The following is an 18,877-nucleotide window of genomic DNA, read 5'->3' as shown; positions in this document are numbered from 1 at the left end:
AATATCTCCGGGGGTGTGGGGGCAGCGCCCCCACTCCAACACCACCCATCAGGCACACCGCCCGATCCGCGCCGCGCGTGGCGGAACCGGGTGGGCGGGCGGGCGTTCCGCCACGCGCGGCGCCTACCTCAGCTTCTGCAACACCGCCAGCGAGGCATAGCCATCCGGCACCACCCCGATGCTCTTCTGAAACGCCCGCACCGCGGCCAGCGTCAGCGGTCCGATCTTGCCATCCACCCCGCCGGGGTCGAAGCCCGCCGCCTCCAACCGGGTCTGCAACTCCTCACGCTCGGCCAGCGTCAGCGCCCGGTCCTCGCGCGGCCAGCCGGACTGAATCCGCTTGCCCCCTGCGATCAGGTCGCCCAAGTGCCCAACAGCAATCACATAGGCATCGGCGGTGTTGTAGCGCTCCAGCACCATGAAATTGCCGAAGGTCATGAAGGCCGCACCCTTCGCCCCGCCCGGCAGCCGGATCGAGGCTGGCCCGTGGTCCGGCACTGGGCGTCCTTCCACGTCCCGCACCCCCATCGCGTTCCACTCCGCCGCCGACCGGACCTCATGCTCGCCCGCGATCTCGTAGTCGAACCCCTCTGGCAGCACCACTTCCAGCCCCCAGGGCATGCCCTCCACCCAGCCCGCATCCGCGAGGTAGGCGGCGGCAGAGGCCAGTGCGTCCTGCGGGTTGTCGCCCCAGATGTCGCGTTTGCCGTCGCCGGTAAAATCCACCGCATGGCCAAGGTAGCTCGTCGGCATGAACTGGGTGTGCCCCATCGCCCCCGCCCAGCTGCCCTTCATGTCACGCGGCGCCACATCCCCGGCCTGCAAGATCTCGAAGGCCGCCATCAACTGCTGCTCGAAGAACGCCCCCCGGCGGCTGTCATGCGCCAGCGTCGCCAGCGCCTCGACGATATCGGTATCGCCCTTGTAGGTGCCATAGGCGCTCTCCAGCCCCCAGATCGCGGTGACGATCTCCTTGGGCACGCCATATTCCGCCTCGATCGCCTCCAGCGCCGCCCGCTCCCGCTTCAGCGCCGCCTTGCCGTTCTCCACCCGCAGGTCCGAGGCGGCGGTGTCGAGATACTCCCAGATCGTCTTGGTAAACTCGTTCTGGTTCCGGTCGCGGGTGATGATCTTGGGGTCATACTCAACCCCGTCGAACGCCCGCTCGAGCAACTCCGGCGCAATCCCCTTCGCCGCCGCCCGCACCTTGAACCCCTCGACCCAAGCGCCAAACCCCTCGCCCGAAACCTCGGCCACCGGAAGCCCTCCCCCCGCAGGCCGCGCCAGTGGGCGCACAGCCGTTTCCACCACCACCGGGCCCGCAAGGGCCGCGCCGCCAACAAGCGCCACAACCGCGCCCGCAAATACTCTCTTCATGATACCGCCTGCCTGCCCGTCTGCTGTTGCCAGATCGTTGGCCCCAGCATAGCGGATTCGGCCTCCGGGCCAAAGCGCGGCGTCGCGCAGGTCAGCCGCGTCGGCGGCGTGCCACCTTGCGGCCCTTCTGGGCCTTGGCCTTCGCCTTGCCCTCCTTGCGCCGCACCGGCCGCCCGCGCTTGGCCGAGGCCCCCGGCTTCACTGCCGCGCCCTCGATCTCCAACAGGTCCAAAAGCAACCCGCCCGTCACCGGCACCGCTTCGGCCAGCCGCACTAGCACCCGCTGACCAATCCCGATGACCCGGCCCGTATCGGCCCCCATCAGCTCCTGCGCCTCGCGGTCGAAGTGAAAGTACTCCTGCCCCAGCGACCTTATCGGAATCAGCCCGTCCGCCCCGGTCTCGTCCAGCCGCACGAAGGCACCAAATCGCGCAATCCCGCTGATCCGCCCGCCAAACTCGTTGCCCACCCGCTCCGCAAGGTAGCTGGCAAGGTAGCGGTCGGTGGTGTCCCGCTCGGCGGTCATCGAGCGCCGCTCGGTCTCGCTGATGTGCACCGCCGTCGCCTCCAGGGCCTCGATATCCGCCTCCGTCAGCCCGTCATCGCCCCAGCCATGCGCGGTAACCAGCGCCCGGTGCACCACGAGGTCCGAGTAGCGCCGAATGGGCGAGGTGAAATGCGCGTAGGTGCCCAGCGCGAGGCCGAAGTGGCCAATGTGCTGCGGCGAGTAATACGCCTGCGTCATCGACCGGAGCGTGCTCAGGTTGATCAGCTCGGCATGGTCGGTGCCCGCCGCCTGCGCAAGCAACTGGTTCAAGTGTGCCGTCTTCAGCACCTGACCCTTCGCAAGACTCAGCCCGCTCGCCTGCGCCGTCTCGCGCAGCGCATCCAGCTTCTCCACGCTCGGCTCCTCATGGACCCTAAACAGCAGCGGCTGGCTCCGTTTCACCAGCTCCTTGCCGGCACAAACATTGGCCAGCACCATGAATTCCTCGATCAGCCGGTGCGCATCGAGCCGGTCCTTGAACTGCACCGATTTCACCGTGCCGTCCTCGCCCAGCACGATCTGCCGCTCCGGCAGGTCCAGATCGAGCGGCTGGCGGCGGTTTCTCGCATCCACCAGCGCGTGATAGGCCGCGTAGAGCGGCTTGATCACGCCCTCCATCAGCGGCGCGACCTTCTCGTTCGGCTCGCCATCCATCGCCGCCTGCACTTCCTCGTAGTTCAGCGAGGCGGGCGACTTCATCAGCCCGCGATGGAACGACCAATCGACCAGCTCGCCATGCGCGTCCACCCGCATCTTCACCGCGATGCAGGCCCGCGGCACGCCCTCGTGCAGCGAACACAGATCGCCCGAGAGCCGGTCCGGCAGCATCGGCACCACCCGGTCGGGGAAGTAGGTCGAGTTGCCGCGCTCCTTCGCCTCCCGGTCCAGCGCCGAGCCTGGGGTCACGTAATGCGCCACATCCGCAATCGCGACCCAGATGACATGGCCGCCGTCGTTCTTCGGGTCGTCGTCGGCATGGGCATAGCAGGCATCGTCATGGTCCCGCGCGTCCCAAGGGTCGATGGTTATGAGCGGCAGCTCGTGCAGGTCTTCCCGGCCCTTGAGGCCCGCCGGCTTCATCCGGTCGGCCTCTGCGATGGTTTCATCGTCGAAACTGTCGGGAATCCCGTGCTGGTGGATCGCGATCAGCGAAACCGCCTTCGGCTTGGACGGGTCGCCCAGCCGCTCCACCACCCGCGCCTTCGGCAGCCCCATGCGGCCCTTCGGCCCGGCCTGTTCAGCCTCTACCAACTCACCGTCCTTGGCGCCCGCCGTGGCGTCCTTCGCCACGGTCCACTCCCGGTCCGCGCCCTTGTCGACCGACAGAATCCGCCCGCCCTCGGCGCTCTTGCGATAGATGCCCAGAATGCGCTTGGGGTTGGTCCCGATCTTGCGAATGAGCCGCCCCTCGTAGTGGTGCTCCTCGCCTTTCACCTCGCGCAGCTTGGCCAAAATCCGGTCACCCGCGCCCAGCGCGCCATCGGCGCTGCGCAGGATCATCAGCACCTTCGGCTCCGGCCCCTCGCCGTGCCACTCCATCGGCTTGGCCATCAGGTCGCCATCGGCATCCGGGCCAACGACCGTGAGCACACCCACCGGCGGCAGCTTCTCGGGGTCGCGATAAGAGCGTTTGCGCTTGGCAAGATGCCCCTCGTCCTCCAGCTCGCGGAGCATCCGCTTGAGGTCGATCCGCGCCGCCCCCTTGATGTGGAACGCCTTGGCGATATCGCGCTTGGAGGCCGCCTCGGGATGGGCGGCGATCCAGTCCAGAATGTCTTTTTTCGTTGGTAGCTCGGCCATGTGAAAGAGGTAGCAGGGCGCGGGCGAAGGCAACAGCGAAATTACAGCGCCCGTTCCATCATGACGTGAGGGATGCCGACGGAGTCGAACACCTCGCCGCAGGGGGCAAAGCCGAGCCGCGCATAGAACGGCAGCGCCGAGGTCTGCGCCCCCAGCTGGACGCGCTCGATCCCGCCCATCGCGTGCAGCTCGTCCAGCGCCGCCTGCATCAGGGCCAGCCCCAGCCCGGTGCCGCGCAGCTCGTTCAGCACGCAGACCCGCCCAATCTTGCCGGTCGCGCCCTCGCGCATCACCCGCGCGGTGCCCACCGGGCGGCCATCGCGCGTGGCCAAGAGGTGCCGCGCCCCGGCGTCGAGCGCATCGTTCTCCAGCTCCGCCGGCACGCCCTGCTCCTTCACGAAAACGGCGATCCGCACCGCCATGCAGGCGGCAAAATCCTCCGTCGGCGCGATCTTGATATCGGAGAGGGCCACGCTCACAACGGGCAGGTCATCCGCCGGTGCGGCACCCCGCCGTCATCGAACTCCGGCCCCTCCGCCGTGAACCCGAGCGTCTCGTAAAACCCCATCGCCCGCACCTGCGCGTCCAGCACCGCCGCCTTGGCCCCACGCTCGCGCAGCAACTCCATCCCCGCCCGCACGATCTTGGCCCCAAGCCCGGTGCCCCGCGCCCGCGTCACCACGCAAATCCGCCCGATCCGCCCTTCCTCCACAAACACCCGCGCAGTGCCAACCGGCTCCCCTCTCTCGGCGGCCAGCAGGTGAATGGCACGGCCATCCTTGCCATCGAATTCCTCGGCTTCAGAAAACCCTTGTTCCCGCATGAACACCTCCCGGCGGAGGGCAAAGCAAGCATCGAGGTCGCGGGTGGGGGTGATGGTGAGGGTCATTCGGGGGTCGGTCCCATGCGTTGCTTGAGGTGGTCCAGAAAGTTCATCCGCTCGTGCAATACGGCGGCAATCGCGGGGATACCATCCGCGTCGAAGCGCCAGAAGACCACATGCCGCCCCGCCCGGCACGAGCGTAGCCCCGTGCGAACATCGCCCCAATCCCGGAACGGCAGCCGCGCAAGCTGCTCGAACCGGCCTTCAAGATCGGCCAGATAGGCTGCCGCCCGGTCCTCGCCCCATTGGTCGATGCTGTAGGCCCAGATATCCAGCAGGTCCGCCTTCGAGCCTGCCGTCAGCCGCCACCCTGCCATCAACCGGCCCGGCGGGCCTTGGCTTCGCGGATGATGTCATCCATCGAGACTTCAAAGGTCTCACCACGGTTGATTGCATCAAGACGCGGCTCCAGAAACGCCCGCAACTCCTCCAGCGCGGCCGCCTCCTCGCTCGCGTCTTCCGCCAGCGCACGGCTCATCACGAAATCCTTGATCGTCTGGCCCTTCAGCGCGGCGATGGCCTTCAGCTTGCGGTGCTCTTCGGCGGTGATGTCTATCGAGAGTCTGGGCATGCACTCAATTTAGCGCTGCCCTACCCACAAAACAACATTTGTGGGTCACCCCTCCGCGAAGTAATCCGCCAGCATCCGCCCGTAAATCGCCTTCAACTCGCCGATCTGCTCCACCCGCACCCGCTCGTCCACCTGATGCATCCGGTGACCCACGAGCCCGAACTCCACCACCGGGCAATGGCTCTTCACGAACCGCGCGTCGCTCGTCCCGCCCGTGGTCGAGGGCTCCGGGACCCGGCCCGTCACCGCCTCCACCGCGCCGCTCACCAGTTCCGAGAGCGCACCCGGCGGCGTCAGAAACGCCTCGCCGCTCACCTTCACCGTCAGCCCCACACCCACGCCGAACTCCTCAGCCACCTTGTCGCCCTCGGCCTTCAGCCACTCGGTCAGGCTCTCGCCCGTATGCTCGTCGTTGAACCGGATGTTCGCCGTCGCCCGCGCCTCCGCCGGGATCACGTTGGTCGCCGTGTTGCCCACGTCGATGGTGGTCAGCGCCAACGTCGAGGCATCAAAATGCTCGGTCCCCACGTCGAGCGTGCGCGAGGCCAGCCGGTCGCAGAGCCGCGCCATCGCCGCCACCGGGTTGATCGCCCGATGCGGATAGGCCGTGTGCCCCTGCTTCCCGCGCAGCACGTAATGCGCATTCATCGAGCCGCGGCGCCCGATCTTCATCATGTCGCCCATCTGCTCCAGCGAGGTCGGCTCACCGACGATGCACACATCCATCCGCTCGCCGTTCTCCGCCATCCAGTCCAGCAGCGCGGTGGTGCCGTCCAAGGCGTCGGCCTCCTCGTCGCCGGTGATCGCCAGCACCACCGATCCATCGGGCGGGGTCTGCTGCACAAAGTCGATCGCCGCCGCCACAAAGGCCGCAACCCCGCTCTTCATGTCGGTCGCGCCCCGGCCATAGAGCCAGCCATCCTCCTCCTCGGCGCCAAAGGGCGGATGCGTCCAGGCCGCCGCATCACCCACCGGCACCACGTCGGTATGGCCGTTGAAGCCAAAGGCCTTGCCGTTCCCGGCCCGGCCCCAGCGGGCGAAGAGGTTGCTAATGCCGCCCCGGTCCACCCGCGTGCAGGCGAACCCCGCCGCCGTCAGCCGCTCCTCCAAGAGCACCAGCGCACCGCCCTCCTCGGGCGTGACAGAGGGGCACTTCACCAAGGCGCGGGTCAGCTCTACGGGGTCGGTCATGGGCAAGTCTCCTTTGCCCCCCAGATACCCCCTCCCCTCACCGCGCACCACCCACCGCCTGTTGCACCGCCCCCACAGCCCCAAGGCCCCCGCGCCAAATGTGCTGACAACCCGCCGAAATGATGGCAATTTTCGTCAAAACAAACACATCGACCCGAGGCAGGGCGAAGAGCAGCGGCAGGTCAGACGAGAAAAATCTCGCGGCCCACCACCCCCCGACGGACCGGCCCCGCGCCGTGCCGTTCTCTCATGCCGAGGGTCCATTGAGGACAGACGAGCATGGTTGCGGCATCGGAACTCTCGATCAATACCTACGCCAATGCGACGGCCATGGCCGATGCGATCTTCGGTGACAGCGTGCAGGTGGTCTCGGCCAGCTACTCCGGCTCCAGCTACTCCTCCGGCATCTATACCGGCGGCGACAGCACCTCGCCCGGCGTGGTGCCCGGCGATACCGGCGTGATCCTCTCCACCGGTCGTGCGTCGGACTTCACCAACTCGTGGGGCTCGTCCAACCAGGATAACAACACCTCCACCAACACTGGCGGGCAGAACAACAACTCCGACTTCAACGCCATCGCCGGCACCTCCACCTATGACGCCAGCTACATGGATGTCACCTTCATCCCCGATGGCGACGTGATGACCATGCAGTTCGTCTTCTCGTCCGACGAATACCCGGAGTATGCCCAGTCGATCTACAACGACATCTTCGCCGTCTGGGTGAACGGCGAGTATGTCGAGCTCGAGGTCGGCAGCGGCAACACCGCCGTGACCAACGTCAACGATGCCGACAATTCCAACCTCTACATCGACAACACGAACGACGACTACAACACCGAGATGGACGGGTTCACCCTCACCATGACCCTGACCATGCCGGTCAACGCAGGCGAGCAGAACACCATCCGCATCGGCATCGCCGACACGTCAGATAGCTCCTACGACTCCAACGTGCTGATCGCGGGCAACTCGATCCAGACGGACCTCGTCGCCATGACCGACGAAGTCCAGATCGGCACCAACTTCACCAAGACCATCGACGTGCTGGGCAACGATATCGGCTCCCCGACGATGACCATCACCCACATCAACGGTGTGGCGGTATCGGCGGGGCAGAGCGTCACCCTGCAAACCGGCCAGACCATCACGCTCAACGCCGATGGCACGCTCGATGTCACCTCCGATGGCGATACCGAAGAGATCGTCTTCACCTATGCCATCGAGGACGCCAGCGGCGAAACCGACACTGGCTTCATCAAGCTCGATCAGGTGCCCTGCTTCGTCGCGGGCACGCTCATCGCCACGCCCTCCGGCGAGGTGCCGGTCGAGAGCCTCCAGCCCGGCGACATGGTGCTCACCCATGATGATGGCCCCCAGCCCCTGCGCTGGATCGGTCGCCGCACCGTGCCCGCCCTCGGCAGCATGGCACCCATCCACATCCGCGCCGGCACCTTTGGCCCGCACCGCGCACTCACCATCTCGCCCCTGCACCGCCTGATGATCCGCGATCCGCTGGCCGAGCTGATGTTCGGCGATGGCGAGGTGCTGGTCGCTGCCAAGGAGCTTGTCGGCGGCGCAGCCGTGACCCGGCTGGAAGGCGGCGAGGTCGAATACGTCCACCTGCTCTTCGACCGCCATCAGGTGATCTTTTCCGAGGGCCTGCCGACCGAAAGCTTCCTGCCCGGCGGCCAGATGCAGCACAGCTTCGAAGCCGAAATCGTTGAAGAGATCTGCACGATCTTTCCCGAGCTCGATCCGGAGACCGGCGAAGGCTACGGCCCCGCCGCCCGGCGGATGCTTTCGGGCTACGAGGCCCGGCTCTGGGCGGCAGAGGCGCTGCGGGCGGCGTGACCTTCGAGGCGCCTTTGCCCCCGGTGCTGCGCGCCGGGCGGGCCGAGGACGCGCGGGCGCTGGCCACCCTTCACGTAGAGGTCTGGCGCGAGACCTATGCCGGGATCGCGCCGCCCGAGGCGATCGCCCGCCTCGACGAGGCGCATCGTCTGCCGTTCTGGCAGGCCCTCCTCGCCGAGGGTGTGCCTCAGAGCGGCGCCATCGTGGCCTGCCGGGGCGATACGCTGCTGGGGGTGGCGAGCCTTGCGCCTGCGTCGCAGGCCGCCCATGACGGCGCGACCGAGATTACCCACCTCTATGTGCGCCGGTCGGCACGCGGCACCGGCCTCGGGGCACGGCTGCTCTTGGCAGCGCTGGAGCGGATCGCGGCCGAGGGCGGCGTGGCGGCAGCGCTTTCCGTCGTGGCCGAGAACACCCGCGCCCGCGCCTTCTATGCCCGTATGGGCGGCACCGAGGCGGAACGGTTCACCGATCCGGGGCCGCTCTGGCGCTCGACCAACATCGTGGTCCGCTGGTCGCTGTCCCGCGACGGGGCAGGCCCGGCATGAGGCAGCGGGCCGCGCCTCTGGTGGCTAACCGGCGAGCGGGCATTCTCTGGGCCTTCTCGGCGGTCTGGCTGGGGATGCTGGGCCTCGTGACGGTGGCAATCCTGCGCGACGGGCCGCCCGAGGGCTACCCGCCCGAGCTGATCCGCGCCCTGCTGGCTGTGTTCTGGATCGGCGGGCTGTGCCTCGTGGCCCTCTGCGCCCATATGCCCATGTTCCTTGCCACAGTCACGCCGGAAGGCCGCCTGCGGTTAACCTGGCGCTATCCGCACCGGCGCAGGCGGCAGGAGCACGAAGCGGCGGCGCTAGCCCTGCCCCCGGTCGAGGCGCGCACAGACAGCGACGGCGAAACCCAGTATCGGGCGGTGCTGCTGCTGCCCGACGGCTCGGAGTTCGTGCTAGCCGAAGGCCGCTCCCGCGCGGCCTGCGCGGCGGCGCGGCACCGGGTAGCGGCGGCCTTTCCCGCCCTCGGCGGTTGAGCGCCATGCAAAAAGGGCGCCCCGGTGGGACGCCCCTCGTGTGTCGGCTCAGGCAGGCGGTTCAGCCGCCGCCCAGCGCGCTCGCCACCGACTTGTTCGGCGCGGCTTTCTTCTTGGCGCCCGAGGTCGCACTGCGCACGCTGGCGGTGCTTTCCTTGCGCCCTGTCACCTGGTTCACGCCCTTGCTGCGGGCCGCCTCGGCCTCCCGCTGGGCCTTGAGGCGGGCAAAGTCCCGGCGGTGCGCATCTTCCGGCTGGTAGCCGAACCACATGCGGATACGGGTCCAGAGGCTGGGTTTCTTGCGCTGGATGGTGATCGTCTTGTCGCCGCCGACCCGGCTCGAGGTCTTGGTCGACTTGATCACGCTGCCGCCCGAGTAGCCGCTCGAGGCGGTGCTGCGCGGGGCTGGCTTGGTCTCTTCCACTGCGGCGTAATCCTCGCCCTCGTAGGGGCCCATCGCCGTGTCCACCGCCTTCATCGTGGAATATTGCATAAAGCCGATCCCGCCCATCACGGCCAGAACCACCACTATCAGGATTATTCGAACAGCTGCCATCTCGTGCCTGCCTTTCCGCTCACGACGGGCCCCCGGCCCGCTTGCTCACCCTTGTGTCCGGCCCGGGCACCGCGCCCCGGCCTCCTGTTTGCTCTCTCTCGTCGCGGCCCGCGCCCGGCTCAATCGCCGACCCGAACCACCTTTCTTTGCGCCACGGGCGGCTGATAGGCCTCCGGGGCTTGCTTTGTTTTCCGGGTCACCGTGCGAAGGCCGCCGGTGGCCGATGTGCGCGGCGCATAGCTGCCCGCGTCGGTGGTCGCGCCGCTGCCGCTGTCGTTGCTCAGCCTGCGCTCGCCGGCGCTGGCACCGCCCGCCTGCGGCGTTCCGCTGGCCTGAGGCAACCGGCTGGTCACCACCTGATCGGATGGCGGCCCATCCATCACCGGGCTGCGCGGGGCAAAGGGGCTCTCCTGCTCCACACCCAAGGTCAGCTCTGCGAGGTATCCCGGCTCCGTGGCGAACTTGTAGCCCAGCCACACCGCACCCAGAATGCACGCCACCATCACAAGGTTCGCGACCCACTTGATTGCGGCTATCGACTCTTTCATGGGTGCCCTGGCCCTCACTTCACTCGCATTCAATCTACGAGCGAAAACGGGGCACAAATGGGGCAAGCCTGAGAAAATGCTGGGGTTTTCGTTTCGGGTGCGGCGGGCCTATAGCCCCGGCACGTAGCCATGCCCCGCCGCCCAGAGCGCCAGCGCCAAGAGCGCGACCAGCGCGCCCGAGGCCCCCAGCGCCACCCGCACGGATGTCTTGTGATCCGAGCTTTCCCACCGGCGCGGGCGGATGCCCTTGGCGAGGAAGACGACCTGCGCCGCAAGGTTGATCGCCACGATATTGGTCACCACCGTCGCCAGCGCCCGCAGCGCGTTCGGGATGTCCCAGATACCCACGAAGAGCCCGAAGGCGGCGAGCGGCGGCAGCAGCGCAGCCGCCACCATCACGCCCACAAGGCCTGTGGTCTGCCCGCCCGAGAGCATCAACGCCGCCGCCGCGCCGCCCGCCAGCGGCAGCGCCACGGTCTCAAGGCTGAGCACGCCAGAGAAATCCATCATCGAGGTGTCGGGATAGGATCCGGGCAAAATCAACCCAAGCGCGATGCCCACCACCACGGCCACCCCCAGCCCCGCACCCAAGGCCTTCACCGCCACCCCAAGGAGCGAGAAGTTGCCCAGCGCCGAGCCGAAGGCAAAGGCCATGATCGGCCCCAGCAGCGGCGCAATCACCATCGCCCCGATCACCACCGCCACCTGCCCTTGGCTGAGGCCGATGGCCGCCACCAGCGCAGCCAGCGCGGTCATCACCAGGTAATCCAGCGTCAGCGCCGTGCCTTGCCGCACCTCGCGATAAATCTCCTCCCGCGCGTTCACCGTCTCCTTCTGCGCGCGGCGGTCCTCCTCCTCCTCGTCATCGAGTTCCGGCAGGCTCGCCTCGGTCGGCAGGCTGAACAGCCGCCAGCCGTCCTGCCCCTCCAGCGCCTCGCTGATGGCGTCCATCACCTCCTGCGCATCGGCCTTGAAGAGGGCCACGTAGAGCGTCTGCCGCCCCTCCTCCTCGTCATAGGGCAGCCGCCACCACTGATCCGGCGGCAGATCCTCAAGGCAGCCCGCCACCTCGTCGATCTGCTCCACCGAGCCGATCACCTGAAGCAGCCGGTCAGCCATCAGGCCGCGCCGCCTTCATGGGAGGGCGCATCGAAGAACGGCGTCATCTGCGCCACGATCACCGCGTTCTCCGCCAGCGCCCGCGCCATCAGCTCGCGCTCGTCCTCGTCGATCTCGTGGCCCTGCGCCTCGCGCTCCTCCAGCGTGCCGTATCCGGTCACATCCAGCGGCGCGAGGTCGGCCTGCTTCAGGATCGCCACGGTCTCCCGCACCGCCTCGGCCTCGTCCACGCCCGCCGCATAGCACATCAGCGCCGCGCCGTGCGCCCCCTCGGGCAGGCCATCGCCCGTCTTCCGGCCGACTTCGACCAACAGCGTGTAAACCGCCTGCACCTTCTTTTCCTTCCCGCCCGACATCGCATATCCTCCTGACAAATCTAGGTGTTCCGCCAGATGCGCGAAGTCAAGCAGGAGGAGAGCCGATGAAACGCGTCAAAGACATGGTCGCCGAGGCCAATGCCCAGGTCGCCCACGCGCCCGCCGCCGAGATCATCCCGCAGCACGGGCAAGAGGGCGTCACCTTCGTCGACCTGCGAGACCCCCGCGAGCTTGAGCGCGAAGGCATGATCCCCGGCGCCTTCCACTGCCCGCGCGGCATGCTCGAATTCTGGATCGACCCTGAATCGCCCTACGCCAAACCCCAATTCCAAACAGGCGACCGCTTCGTGTTCTACTGCGCCTCGGGCTGGCGCTCCGCCCTCTCGGCCCGCGCCGCACAAGAAATGGGGCTCAAAAACGTCAGCCACATCACCGACGGCTTCTCCGGCTGGAAGGCCAGCGGCGGCCCAGTCGGAGACCGCCCGAAAAAACCGGCCTGACAGCAAAGAACCATTACAATTCATCTAAAATTCGCCCCACCCCTGTTCATTTTCTTGCTGAAAATACTCCCGGGGGGTGCGGGGGGCTGGCCCCCCGCTGCACGACGGCGCTGCCAAAGCGATCCCGCGCTTAGGCACACCGAGGCTGGAGCGGCCCCGCGCCCCCACCTCACGCCAGCACCTCCACCGCCACGGCCCCGCCGTAGATCGCCATCATCAGCACGCTCTCGATGCCAATCCGCGCCGGCCCCTCGCGCTGGCGCAGGATCAGCCCGGCCATGAGCACCGCCGTCATCAGCAGCCCGGTGGCGAGCCAGTAAAGGTCACTCAGCCCCACCGCGTGATAAAGCGAGCCCTCGCGATAAGCCACGTCCGAGAACACAAGGAACAGCGTGTCAAAGGTGTTGCCCCCGATGATCCCGCCCACCGCCAGCTGCAACGCGCCCCGGCGCACCGCCACCAGCGTCGTCACCAACTCTGGCAACGAGGTCACCACCGCCGTCACGAGGCTCCCCACGAGGCTTGAGGCCAGCCCGAACCGGGTGACAAACTCCTGTCCGCCCTGCCCAATCACGTAGCCGCAAAGCCCCATCGCTGCCGCCAGCGCGGCAAACACCAGCACCGGCCCTCGCGCGCTCTTGTGCGCATCCGCCGCATCCGCCGGGTCGTCCCGCCGAGTCTCGCCGGTCTCCACCGGCTGCCACATCGGCTCTTCGCGCACCGAGGCCGCAAGCCGCACCCCGGCGGCATAGGCGATGAACAGCACGACCGAGACGGGGTGAATGCCGAAATAGGCCACATCCGGCCCCGCCATCGCCGCCACCGGCAGGCTGAGCAGGATCAGCAGCATCACGCATTGAAACAGGTTCGCAGGCTCGGCGGCGGCATGTTCAAGGTTGGCCCGCCGGTGCAGGGTGTCGGCGATCGCCAGGAACAGCGTCTGCGCCGCAATGCCCCCCACCGCGTTGGAAAACGCAAAGGAGGCATCCCCCTGCGCCGCCACACTCACGCTGACGACCACGCCCGAGAGCGAGGTCGCCCCGCCCAGCAGCACGCCGCCCACCAGCGCCTCGCCCATCGCCGTGCGGTCGGCGATGATATCGGCCAGCGCCGTGGCCCGGATCGAGGCCACCACAACAATGCTCCCCGCCACCGCAAAGGCGACGAGGAGCCATGTCAGCGATAGGTCTGCGAGCACGCCGTCAGGAGCGGCGTGCGATGGCCCGGAAACCGAAGATCAGCAGGCAGGCGCCCGCGATCCCCACGATCAGCTGCGGCACGACCCGTTCGGCGGCATAGATGCCCAGCAGTTGCAGCAGCAGGTTCAGCACCAGCGCGCCGACGATGCCCAGCACGATATTGGTGATGAGGCCGGTGTCGGCCTTCATGATCATCGAGGCGATCCAGCCCGCGAGGCCCCCGATGATGATCGAGAGAATAAGTCCAAGTCCCATTGTTCCGTCCTTTCCGGTCAACAGCGTGTTACCGCTTTAACCGGGCAGAACGGCCTCCGGTTCCCGCCTTTAGGGTGCGCAATCTGGCCGCCACACCCCGCCGTCAGGCCACATCCTCCCAAGGCACCATCACCGCACTCTCCGCGATCTTCCGTGGCATCCACTCAAAGTAAGGGTCCCAGTAGCCCGGCACCTCGCGCTCCATCACGTGGCGGATACCCCGCAGGATCGGCCCCCGCATCCGCTCCGGCGCCTCCAGCAGGCGTTCTGCCTGCTTCATCCATCGAAACGTCATCTGGTCGAAGTCGCCGCCGTAGTGGATGTCATCCAGCACCAGCAGCGCGATGCAGGGCAGCCATGTGGCGCCATTGTCCGGGTCATGCCCCGTGAGCTCCACCACCTCCGCCGGATACCACCGTTCCCCCTTCGGAAAACGGCAGTCCTCCGTGTCCAGCACTGCCCTGAGCGCCTCGGCGTGGCGCGCCGCATCCATCCCGTAATCCGCATGGGCCACCGCATCGACCATGCCGCGCAGCTCCCGCGCGATCTGCATCAGCGGCGGGATGACCTTCTCTTTGGGCAAACTCGTCACAAGCTCCGGCAGCGCCACGCCCAGATCATGCGCCTCATCCGCCGCATGAAGCCCCCGCGCCAGTGCCGCCCGCCGCGCGCCCGGCTGGCTGTCGACCGGCAGGCCCTCCGGCGCGAAGCCGATCTGCCCATGCACCGCATCCCCTATCAGCAGCGCCGTCGCATAACCCGCCAGCTCGGCATCCGCCCCCCGCGCCACCGCGTCCAACGCGATGACATGATCCAGGTAATCCCCATCGCAGGCGAGCTGAAGATCCGCCTCCACCGGCACCGCCTGCAACATCGCCCCGCCCCGCGCCTCCACCGCAGGCCGCGCCGCCTCCGCCACGCATCGCAGGTCATGCAGCACCTGCCGCTTCGGCCAGTCAGAAAAGCCAATCAACGGCTACTCACAAACGATGTAGCTAGTCGGCCCTCTGAATTGGAGATACACGGACGGATCGCGGCAGACGGTTTTGCCCTTGTACTGCACGACATAGCCCTTGAGCGTTCCGTTGGTATTCACCTGAGCGTAGACTTGGGCGACGGCCATCCCAGCACCTGCCAAGGCAACTCCAGCCACCACCCCGTATACAAACCCTTTAACTTGCACTGCGACCTCCCTGTACGCCGCTAGGACTTGAGTTTGGCAGTTTGACTGCCTTCACCACCCGATCAATCCCGCAGCAGCTCGTTGATCCCGGTCTTCGAGCGGGTCTTCTCGTCCACCCGCTTCACGATCACCGCGCAATAGAGGTTCAGGTTGTTCTTCGTCGGCATCGAGCCCGAGACCACCACCGAATAGGGCGGCACCTCGCCATACATCACCTCGCCGGTCTCCCGGTCCACGATCTTGGTGCTCTGGCCAATGTAAACGCCCATCCCCAGCACCGAGCCCTCACGGATGATGCAGCCTTCCACCACCTCCGACCGCGCCCCGATGAAGCAGTTGTCTTCGATGATCGTCGGCCCCGCCTGCATCGGCTCAAGCACGCCGCCAATGCCCACGCCGCCGCTCAGGTGCACGCCCTTGCCGATCTGCGCGCAGGAGCCGACCGTGGCCCATGTGTCCACCATCGTCCCCTCGTCCACATAGGCGCCGAGGTTGACGAAAGACGGCATCAGCACCACGCCCGGCGCGATATAGGCGCTCTTGCGCACCACCGCGTTCGGCACCGCCCGGAAGCCCGCGGCCTTCCACTGGTTGTCGCCCCAACCCTTGAACTTGCTGTCGACCTTGTCCCACCAGCCGCCACCCTGCGGCCCGCCGGACTGCTCTTCCATGTCCTTGATCCGGAAGCCCAGCAGCACCGCCTTCTTGGCCCATTGGTTCACATGCCACGAACCGCCCGCCTGCTTCTCCGCCACCCGCAGGCTCCCGCCATCCAGCGCATTCAGCGTATCCTCGATCGCTTCGCGGGTCTCGCCCGTGGTCTGCGGCGTGATCTGATCACGCGCCTCCCAGGCGGCTTCGATGGCGGCTTCAAGCTGGGCGTTCGACATGGGGACATCCTCCGAGAAATGGTCGCAAACGTCATAACGCTCCCCCGCACGGGCGCAACCCACCTCGCCGCTGTAGGGTGCGCATTCATGGCGCACCTCGCCTTCCCTCTCCACCCCGCCCGCGATAGCCTCCCCCCGAACAAGGGAAGGACGACCAATGAACGACGCCAGCCGCTTCCGCGATGCCGGAGAAGACAAGCGCACCGCCCACGAGGTGCCCGACACGCCGCAAACCCGCGCCCCGGCCTACACCCTCGCCTTTGCCGATGAAGACTTCCTCTGCCGCGACGAGCTCCGCCCCGTCCGCCTACAGCTTGAACTGCTCAAGCCAGAACTGCTGATGGAAGAGCACGGCATCCGCTCAACCGTCGTCCTCTTCGGCGGCGCCCGCATCCCTGAACCGGCCAAGAAGGACACCGCCCGCACCCAGACCCTCGCCGAGCTCTCCGCCTTCTACGACGAGGCCCGCAGCTTCGCCCGGCTGATGACAGAGCGCTCCCTCGCCTCCGGCGGCACCGAGGATGTCATCGTCACCGGCGGCGGGCCGGGCGTGATGGAGGCCGGTAACCGCGGCGCGGCAGACGCCGGCGGCCACTCCATCGGCCTGAACATCGTGCTGCCCCATGAGCAGGCGCCCAACGAATACGTCACGCCCGACCTCTGCTTCAACTTCCACTACTTCGCCATCCGCAAGATGCACTTCCTGATGCGCGCCCGCGCCATCGCCGTCTTCCCCGGCGGCTTCGGCACGCTGGACGAACTCTTCGAGTCCCTCACCCTCATCCAGACCGGCCGGATGCAGAAGGTTCCCTTCCTGCTGTTCGGCAAGGCCTTCTGGGAAAAGATCATCAACTGGGACGCCCTGAAGGACGCAGGCACCATCAGCCCCGAAGACATCGAGCTGTTCAAGTTCGTGGACACTGCAGAAGAGGCGATTGCGGCGATTGATAGCTGGGAAGGAGCTGGGGAGAAGCGAGGGGCTATTCCGGGGCGGTAGGCCGGGACTCGTCCCGACACGCCAAACGCCACTCGCCCCCCACAAGCGGGGCAGCGCCGACCCGCGGGGTGGCGCCGCAACGCCCGTACATGCCACTTTATGGCGCAGTGGTCATCTTCCCTACAAGCGAAGCCCCAAGCCTCACCCAAGCGCCGCCCCGGGGGGCGGGTCGGCGCTGCCCGGCGCCTTACGGCGCGCACCGGGCGGGGGAGCCTCCCGGCCTACCGTTCGACAGCATTTAAGGTGCTGGCTGGCGCTATGTAGACGAGCAGAAAAAGTTAGATATCGTGCAACGCGTTATGTGCGAGTTGCACGCCGCGTGTTGAACCTCGGAGGACAAATGAAATCGGAAATTGAGGAAGCCTATCGGTCGTCAGGAAATGCGCTGGGGTGGCGGTTGCTGGCGAGCCCTGAAGTTACATTGACTAACGCAAGCGTGGCATTCATCGGCCTCAATCCAGGCGGCTCCACTATTCCTGAAGACCATCCGAGTTTCTCAATGCCCATAGGCAAGAGTGCATATGTTGACGAAAGCTGGGGAGGACATTTGGCCGGAAACAGCCCGCTTCAGCGTCAAGTGAGGGCGCTCTTCCAACGTCTCGGCGTCAAGCCTGAGGCGGTGCTGGCAGGAAACTTGGTCCCGTTCCGCTCCCCCGATTGGGCGAGCCTTAGGAACCGGCAAGCATCATTGGCCTTCGGAAAAGCGCTCTGGTCAAGAATCCTTCAAACGGCAAGTCCAAACCTCATCGTCACGATGGGGGGAGAAGCCACGGACGCTCTGACAGATATCCTTGGTATTTCGAAGATGAACCGTTTCCCCGTTGGTTGGGGCAATATCACGGCGCGACGCGGCTTCTCGGATAGAGGAACCCTAATTGGATTGCCTCATCTCTCACGCTTCGGCGTTATGACACGTTCGCAAAGCTCGCCCTATCTCGACACCCTTTTTGATGGCGCGGTCTAGATCCCCCGCTCAACCCTCTTCCCCCGCGTCCCCGTCAGCTTCATCCCCGGCGCGTTCAGCCTCTCCTCCGGCCCGATCCACGCGTAGGCCAGCAAACACGGCTCCGTCTCGTCCGTGGTGATCCGGTGCTCATGCCCCGACCCGTTCAAAATGAGCGACCCCGGCGCATGCACCGCCGCGTCGTTCTCTGACCACGCGCCAGACACCGACACATAGCTTTCCTCGATCTCCGCATGGGAGTGCTGCGGGTAGGTCGTCTTCGGGGCAAACAGCACGAAGCCCAAGATCAGCCGTTCCGCCACCACCGGCCCGCGCGGCCCCAGCACTTCGCAATAGGCGTATTTCCTCGCCAGCGCGGGCGGCACCTTCTCGTAGCCGTATTCCCAGGTCAGCCCGCCCGCCACCCGGCCAAGCGCGCGGGCCAGTCCGGCCACCGCGCCGCGCTCGCCCCGGTCCAGCGCCCGCCCGAGGTGCGCCACCACCGGCTTTTCCTCGGGCGCGCGCATCCGCACCTCCGGCGCGGCGTCGACCACCTTCGAGAGCATGTCGCGTACCCGTTTGCGGTGGCCGCGGATCAGCTTGCTGCCGCCCGAGGAGCCGTGGCGGTAGAGCACGTCGAACTCCTGCAGCAGGTAGCGCCAGTCTGGCAGGTCGGAGAGGCGGAGCGGGTCTTCCATGGGCGGTCTCGCGATGGCTGTTCGGCCCACGCTACGCCGCCTTACGGACGGATCAACCCTGCAATAGTGAGAGAGGCCGATGGGTTAACCACCGGCTTCTGTGCGCAAATCGCGTATGTATGGAATGTGCATCACTTGTGCATGGGATGTGCATCCCATGCGCCGCAGGGTTAATGCGGCGCTGTTAACCCTTTTTTCCGGGCTATCTCAGCCTCAGAGCGTGAGCAGCGCCTCGCCCCGCATGGAGCTGACGACAAAGCCGCTTGCCGTCTCTTCCAGCTTGTAGCCGTAGCCCACCAGCCGGTGCTTCCACTCGCGGTCCGAAACCGAGTGGCTCTTCTCGCGCATCACGATGCTTCTGATTTCTTCCATTTTATTTTTCCCCTGATTTCTCTAGCAAAACCGGGCAGTTGACCTGCCCCCAC

23 protein-coding genes are annotated in these 18,877 nt (G+C 66.7%); 6 read left to right on the top strand and 17 right to left on the bottom strand.

The window, feature by feature from the left end:
• Positions 1-123: 123 nt before the first annotated feature.
• From ACUXVX_RS03180 to dapE, 7 genes are all read right to left on the bottom strand, one after another.
• Complete coding sequence (locus ACUXVX_RS03180) at positions 124-1,377, bottom strand: lytic murein transglycosylase (RefSeq protein ID WP_446310331.1); 1,254 nt, start codon at positions 1,375-1,377, stop codon at positions 124-126.
• 91 nt (positions 1,378-1,468) lie between these two features.
• Entirely contained in the window at positions 1,469-3,724 is a 2,256-nt protein-coding gene (gene rnr, locus ACUXVX_RS03175; RefSeq protein ID WP_446310330.1) for a ribonuclease R, read from the bottom strand.
• A gap of 41 nt (positions 3,725-3,765) precedes the next feature.
• Positions 3,766-4,197, bottom strand: a complete 432-nt coding sequence (locus ACUXVX_RS03170; protein WP_446310329.1) for a GNAT family N-acetyltransferase — start codon at positions 4,195-4,197, stop codon at positions 3,766-3,768.
• 2 nt (positions 4,198-4,199) lie between these two features.
• Positions 4,200-4,613 (bottom strand): GNAT family N-acetyltransferase, encoded by a 414-nt coding sequence (locus ACUXVX_RS03165; RefSeq protein ID WP_446310328.1) that lies wholly within the window; start codon positions 4,611-4,613, stop codon positions 4,200-4,202.
• Positions 4,610-4,924: a type II toxin-antitoxin system RelE/ParE family toxin gene (locus ACUXVX_RS03160; protein ID WP_446310327.1), complete on the bottom strand. Its 315-nt coding sequence runs from the start codon at positions 4,922-4,924 to the stop codon at positions 4,610-4,612. Before ACUXVX_RS03160 ends, ACUXVX_RS03165 begins: the two co-directional genes overlap by 4 nt.
• The gene (locus ACUXVX_RS03155; RefSeq protein WP_446310326.1) at positions 4,924-5,178 is read right to left on the bottom strand and encodes a hypothetical protein; all 255 of its coding nucleotides are present in this window, start codon (positions 5,176-5,178) and stop codon (positions 4,924-4,926) included. The genes ACUXVX_RS03160 and ACUXVX_RS03155 overlap by 1 nt, the downstream gene beginning before the upstream one ends.
• Before the next feature lie 45 nt (positions 5,179-5,223).
• The gene (gene dapE, locus ACUXVX_RS03150; protein WP_446310325.1) at positions 5,224-6,375 is read right to left on the bottom strand and encodes a succinyl-diaminopimelate desuccinylase; all 1,152 of its coding nucleotides are present in this window, start codon (positions 6,373-6,375) and stop codon (positions 5,224-5,226) included.
• A gap of 273 nt (positions 6,376-6,648) precedes the next feature.
• Here dapE and ACUXVX_RS03145 point away from each other — a divergent pair, with 273 nt between their 5' ends.
• The 3 genes from ACUXVX_RS03145 to ACUXVX_RS03135 are packed head-to-tail and all read left to right on the top strand — an operon-like array spanning position 6,649 to position 9,247.
• Entirely contained in the window at positions 6,649-8,223 is a 1,575-nt protein-coding gene (locus tag ACUXVX_RS03145) for a Hint domain-containing protein (protein ID WP_446310324.1), read from the top strand.
• Entirely contained in the window at positions 8,220-8,771 is a 552-nt protein-coding gene (locus ACUXVX_RS03140; RefSeq protein WP_446310323.1) for an N-acetyltransferase family protein, read from the top strand. Before ACUXVX_RS03145 ends, ACUXVX_RS03140 begins: the two co-directional genes overlap by 4 nt.
• A complete protein-coding gene (locus ACUXVX_RS03135; protein WP_446310322.1) occupies positions 8,768-9,247 on the top strand; it encodes a hypothetical protein in 480 nt (159 codons plus the stop codon). Before ACUXVX_RS03140 ends, ACUXVX_RS03135 begins: the two co-directional genes overlap by 4 nt.
• A 61-nt stretch (positions 9,248-9,308) precedes the next feature.
• Here the strand turns inward: ACUXVX_RS03135 and ACUXVX_RS03130 are convergent, their stop codons facing one another.
• The 4 genes from ACUXVX_RS03130 to ACUXVX_RS03115 form a co-directional block, all read right to left on the bottom strand.
• A complete protein-coding gene (locus tag ACUXVX_RS03130) occupies positions 9,309-9,803 on the bottom strand; it encodes a hypothetical protein (protein WP_446310321.1) in 495 nt (164 codons plus the stop codon).
• Positions 9,804-9,922: 119 nt separating this feature from the next.
• Positions 9,923-10,351 carry a hypothetical protein gene (locus ACUXVX_RS03125; protein ID WP_446310320.1) on the bottom strand — a complete coding sequence of 143 codons (429 nt, stop codon included), beginning with the start codon at positions 10,349-10,351 and terminating at the stop codon, positions 9,923-9,925.
• A 108-nt stretch (positions 10,352-10,459) separates the two neighbouring features.
• Positions 10,460-11,470 (bottom strand): TIGR00341 family protein, encoded by a 1,011-nt coding sequence (locus ACUXVX_RS03120; RefSeq protein ID WP_222495970.1) that lies wholly within the window; start codon positions 11,468-11,470, stop codon positions 10,460-10,462.
• Positions 11,470-11,826 carry a hypothetical protein gene (locus tag ACUXVX_RS03115; RefSeq protein WP_446310319.1) on the bottom strand — a complete coding sequence of 119 codons (357 nt, stop codon included), beginning with the start codon at positions 11,824-11,826 and terminating at the stop codon, positions 11,470-11,472. The genes ACUXVX_RS03120 and ACUXVX_RS03115 overlap by 1 nt, the downstream gene beginning before the upstream one ends.
• A 65-nt stretch (positions 11,827-11,891) precedes the next feature.
• Here ACUXVX_RS03115 and ACUXVX_RS03110 point away from each other — a divergent pair, with 65 nt between their 5' ends.
• A complete protein-coding gene (locus ACUXVX_RS03110; RefSeq protein WP_446310318.1) occupies positions 11,892-12,287 on the top strand; it encodes a rhodanese-like domain-containing protein in 396 nt (131 codons plus the stop codon).
• 169 nt (positions 12,288-12,456) lie between these two features.
• Here the strand turns inward: ACUXVX_RS03110 and ACUXVX_RS03105 are convergent, their stop codons facing one another.
• From ACUXVX_RS03105 to dapD, 4 genes are all read right to left on the bottom strand, one after another.
• Complete coding sequence (locus ACUXVX_RS03105; protein ID WP_446310317.1) at positions 12,457-13,485, bottom strand: sodium:calcium antiporter; 1,029 nt, start codon at positions 13,483-13,485, stop codon at positions 12,457-12,459.
• 4 nt (positions 13,486-13,489) lie between these two features.
• Positions 13,490-13,741, bottom strand: a complete 252-nt coding sequence (locus ACUXVX_RS03100; protein WP_213547099.1) for a GlsB/YeaQ/YmgE family stress response membrane protein — start codon at positions 13,739-13,741, stop codon at positions 13,490-13,492.
• Between the two features lie 103 nt (positions 13,742-13,844).
• Positions 13,845-14,714: a hypothetical protein gene (locus ACUXVX_RS03095; RefSeq protein WP_446310316.1), complete on the bottom strand. Its 870-nt coding sequence runs from the start codon at positions 14,712-14,714 to the stop codon at positions 13,845-13,847.
• A gap of 272 nt (positions 14,715-14,986) precedes the next feature.
• A complete protein-coding gene (gene dapD, locus ACUXVX_RS03090; RefSeq protein WP_446310315.1) occupies positions 14,987-15,814 on the bottom strand; it encodes a 2,3,4,5-tetrahydropyridine-2,6-dicarboxylate N-succinyltransferase in 828 nt (275 codons plus the stop codon).
• Between the two features lie 157 nt (positions 15,815-15,971).
• On the opposite strand from dapD, the gene ACUXVX_RS03085 reads away from it, so the two are divergent.
• Both ACUXVX_RS03085 and ACUXVX_RS03080 read left to right on the top strand, forming a co-directional pair.
• Positions 15,972-16,811 (top strand): LOG family protein, encoded by an 840-nt coding sequence (locus ACUXVX_RS03085; protein WP_446310314.1) that lies wholly within the window; start codon positions 15,972-15,974, stop codon positions 16,809-16,811.
• Between the two features lie 340 nt (positions 16,812-17,151).
• Positions 17,152-17,775: a uracil-DNA glycosylase family protein gene (locus ACUXVX_RS03080; RefSeq protein WP_446310313.1), complete on the top strand. Its 624-nt coding sequence runs from the start codon at positions 17,152-17,154 to the stop codon at positions 17,773-17,775.
• On the opposite strand, the gene ACUXVX_RS03075 is transcribed toward ACUXVX_RS03080, so the two are convergent.
• Both ACUXVX_RS03075 and ACUXVX_RS03070 read right to left on the bottom strand, forming a co-directional pair.
• Positions 17,772-18,452: a dimethylsulfonioproprionate lyase family protein gene (locus ACUXVX_RS03075; protein WP_446310312.1), complete on the bottom strand. Its 681-nt coding sequence runs from the start codon at positions 18,450-18,452 to the stop codon at positions 17,772-17,774. The two genes, ACUXVX_RS03080 and ACUXVX_RS03075, sit on opposite strands and share 4 nt — an antisense overlap.
• A gap of 213 nt (positions 18,453-18,665) precedes the next feature.
• Complete coding sequence (locus ACUXVX_RS03070; RefSeq protein ID WP_222471129.1) at positions 18,666-18,824, bottom strand: hypothetical protein; 159 nt, start codon at positions 18,822-18,824, stop codon at positions 18,666-18,668.
• Between the last annotated feature and the right edge of the window lie 53 nt (positions 18,825-18,877).

The organism is Vannielia sp. SX4 (genome assembly GCF_052828525.1).
Note: the sequence above shows the minus strand (reverse complement) of the source record. Positions and strands in the feature narration are given on the sequence as shown.

Excerpts from the sequence above, each read along its gene's own strand:
- ACUXVX_RS03115 (WP_446310319.1), bottom strand. The coding sequence starts at position 11,826 with ATGTCGGGCGGGAAGGAAAAGAAGGTGCAGGCGGTTTACACGCTGTTG.
- ACUXVX_RS03165 (WP_446310328.1), bottom strand. The coding sequence starts at position 4,613 with ATGACCCTCACCATCACCCCCACCCGCGACCTCGATGCTTGCTTTGCC.
- ACUXVX_RS03085 (WP_446310314.1), top strand. The coding sequence starts at position 15,972 with ATGAACGACGCCAGCCGCTTCCGCGATGCCGGAGAAGACAAGCGCACC.
- ACUXVX_RS03145 (WP_446310324.1), top strand. The coding sequence starts at position 6,649 with ATGGTTGCGGCATCGGAACTCTCGATCAATACCTACGCCAATGCGACG.
- ACUXVX_RS03120 (WP_222495970.1), bottom strand. The coding sequence starts at position 11,470 with ATGGCTGACCGGCTGCTTCAGGTGATCGGCTCGGTGGAGCAGATCGAC.
- ACUXVX_RS03070 (WP_222471129.1), bottom strand. The coding sequence starts at position 18,824 with ATGGAAGAAATCAGAAGCATCGTGATGCGCGAGAAGAGCCACTCGGTT.
- ACUXVX_RS03075 (WP_446310312.1), bottom strand. The coding sequence starts at position 18,452 with ATGGAAGACCCGCTCCGCCTCTCCGACCTGCCAGACTGGCGCTACCTG.
- ACUXVX_RS03100 (WP_213547099.1), bottom strand. The coding sequence starts at position 13,741 with ATGGGACTTGGACTTATTCTCTCGATCATCATCGGGGGCCTCGCGGGC.
- ACUXVX_RS03130 (WP_446310321.1), bottom strand. The coding sequence starts at position 9,803 with ATGGCAGCTGTTCGAATAATCCTGATAGTGGTGGTTCTGGCCGTGATG.
- ACUXVX_RS03155 (WP_446310326.1), bottom strand. The coding sequence starts at position 5,178 with ATGCCCAGACTCTCGATAGACATCACCGCCGAAGAGCACCGCAAGCTG.
- ACUXVX_RS03125 (WP_446310320.1), bottom strand. The coding sequence starts at position 10,351 with ATGAAAGAGTCGATAGCCGCAATCAAGTGGGTCGCGAACCTTGTGATG.
- dapD (WP_446310315.1), bottom strand. The coding sequence starts at position 15,814 with ATGTCGAACGCCCAGCTTGAAGCCGCCATCGAAGCCGCCTGGGAGGCG.
- ACUXVX_RS03180 (WP_446310331.1), bottom strand. The coding sequence starts at position 1,377 with ATGAAGAGAGTATTTGCGGGCGCGGTTGTGGCGCTTGTTGGCGGCGCG.
- rnr (WP_446310330.1), bottom strand. The coding sequence starts at position 3,724 with ATGGCCGAGCTACCAACGAAAAAAGACATTCTGGACTGGATCGCCGCC.
- ACUXVX_RS03080 (WP_446310313.1), top strand. The coding sequence starts at position 17,152 with ATGAAATCGGAAATTGAGGAAGCCTATCGGTCGTCAGGAAATGCGCTG.
- ACUXVX_RS03110 (WP_446310318.1), top strand. The coding sequence starts at position 11,892 with ATGAAACGCGTCAAAGACATGGTCGCCGAGGCCAATGCCCAGGTCGCC.
- ACUXVX_RS03135 (WP_446310322.1), top strand. The coding sequence starts at position 8,768 with ATGAGGCAGCGGGCCGCGCCTCTGGTGGCTAACCGGCGAGCGGGCATT.
- ACUXVX_RS03160 (WP_446310327.1), bottom strand. The coding sequence starts at position 4,924 with ATGGCAGGGTGGCGGCTGACGGCAGGCTCGAAGGCGGACCTGCTGGAT.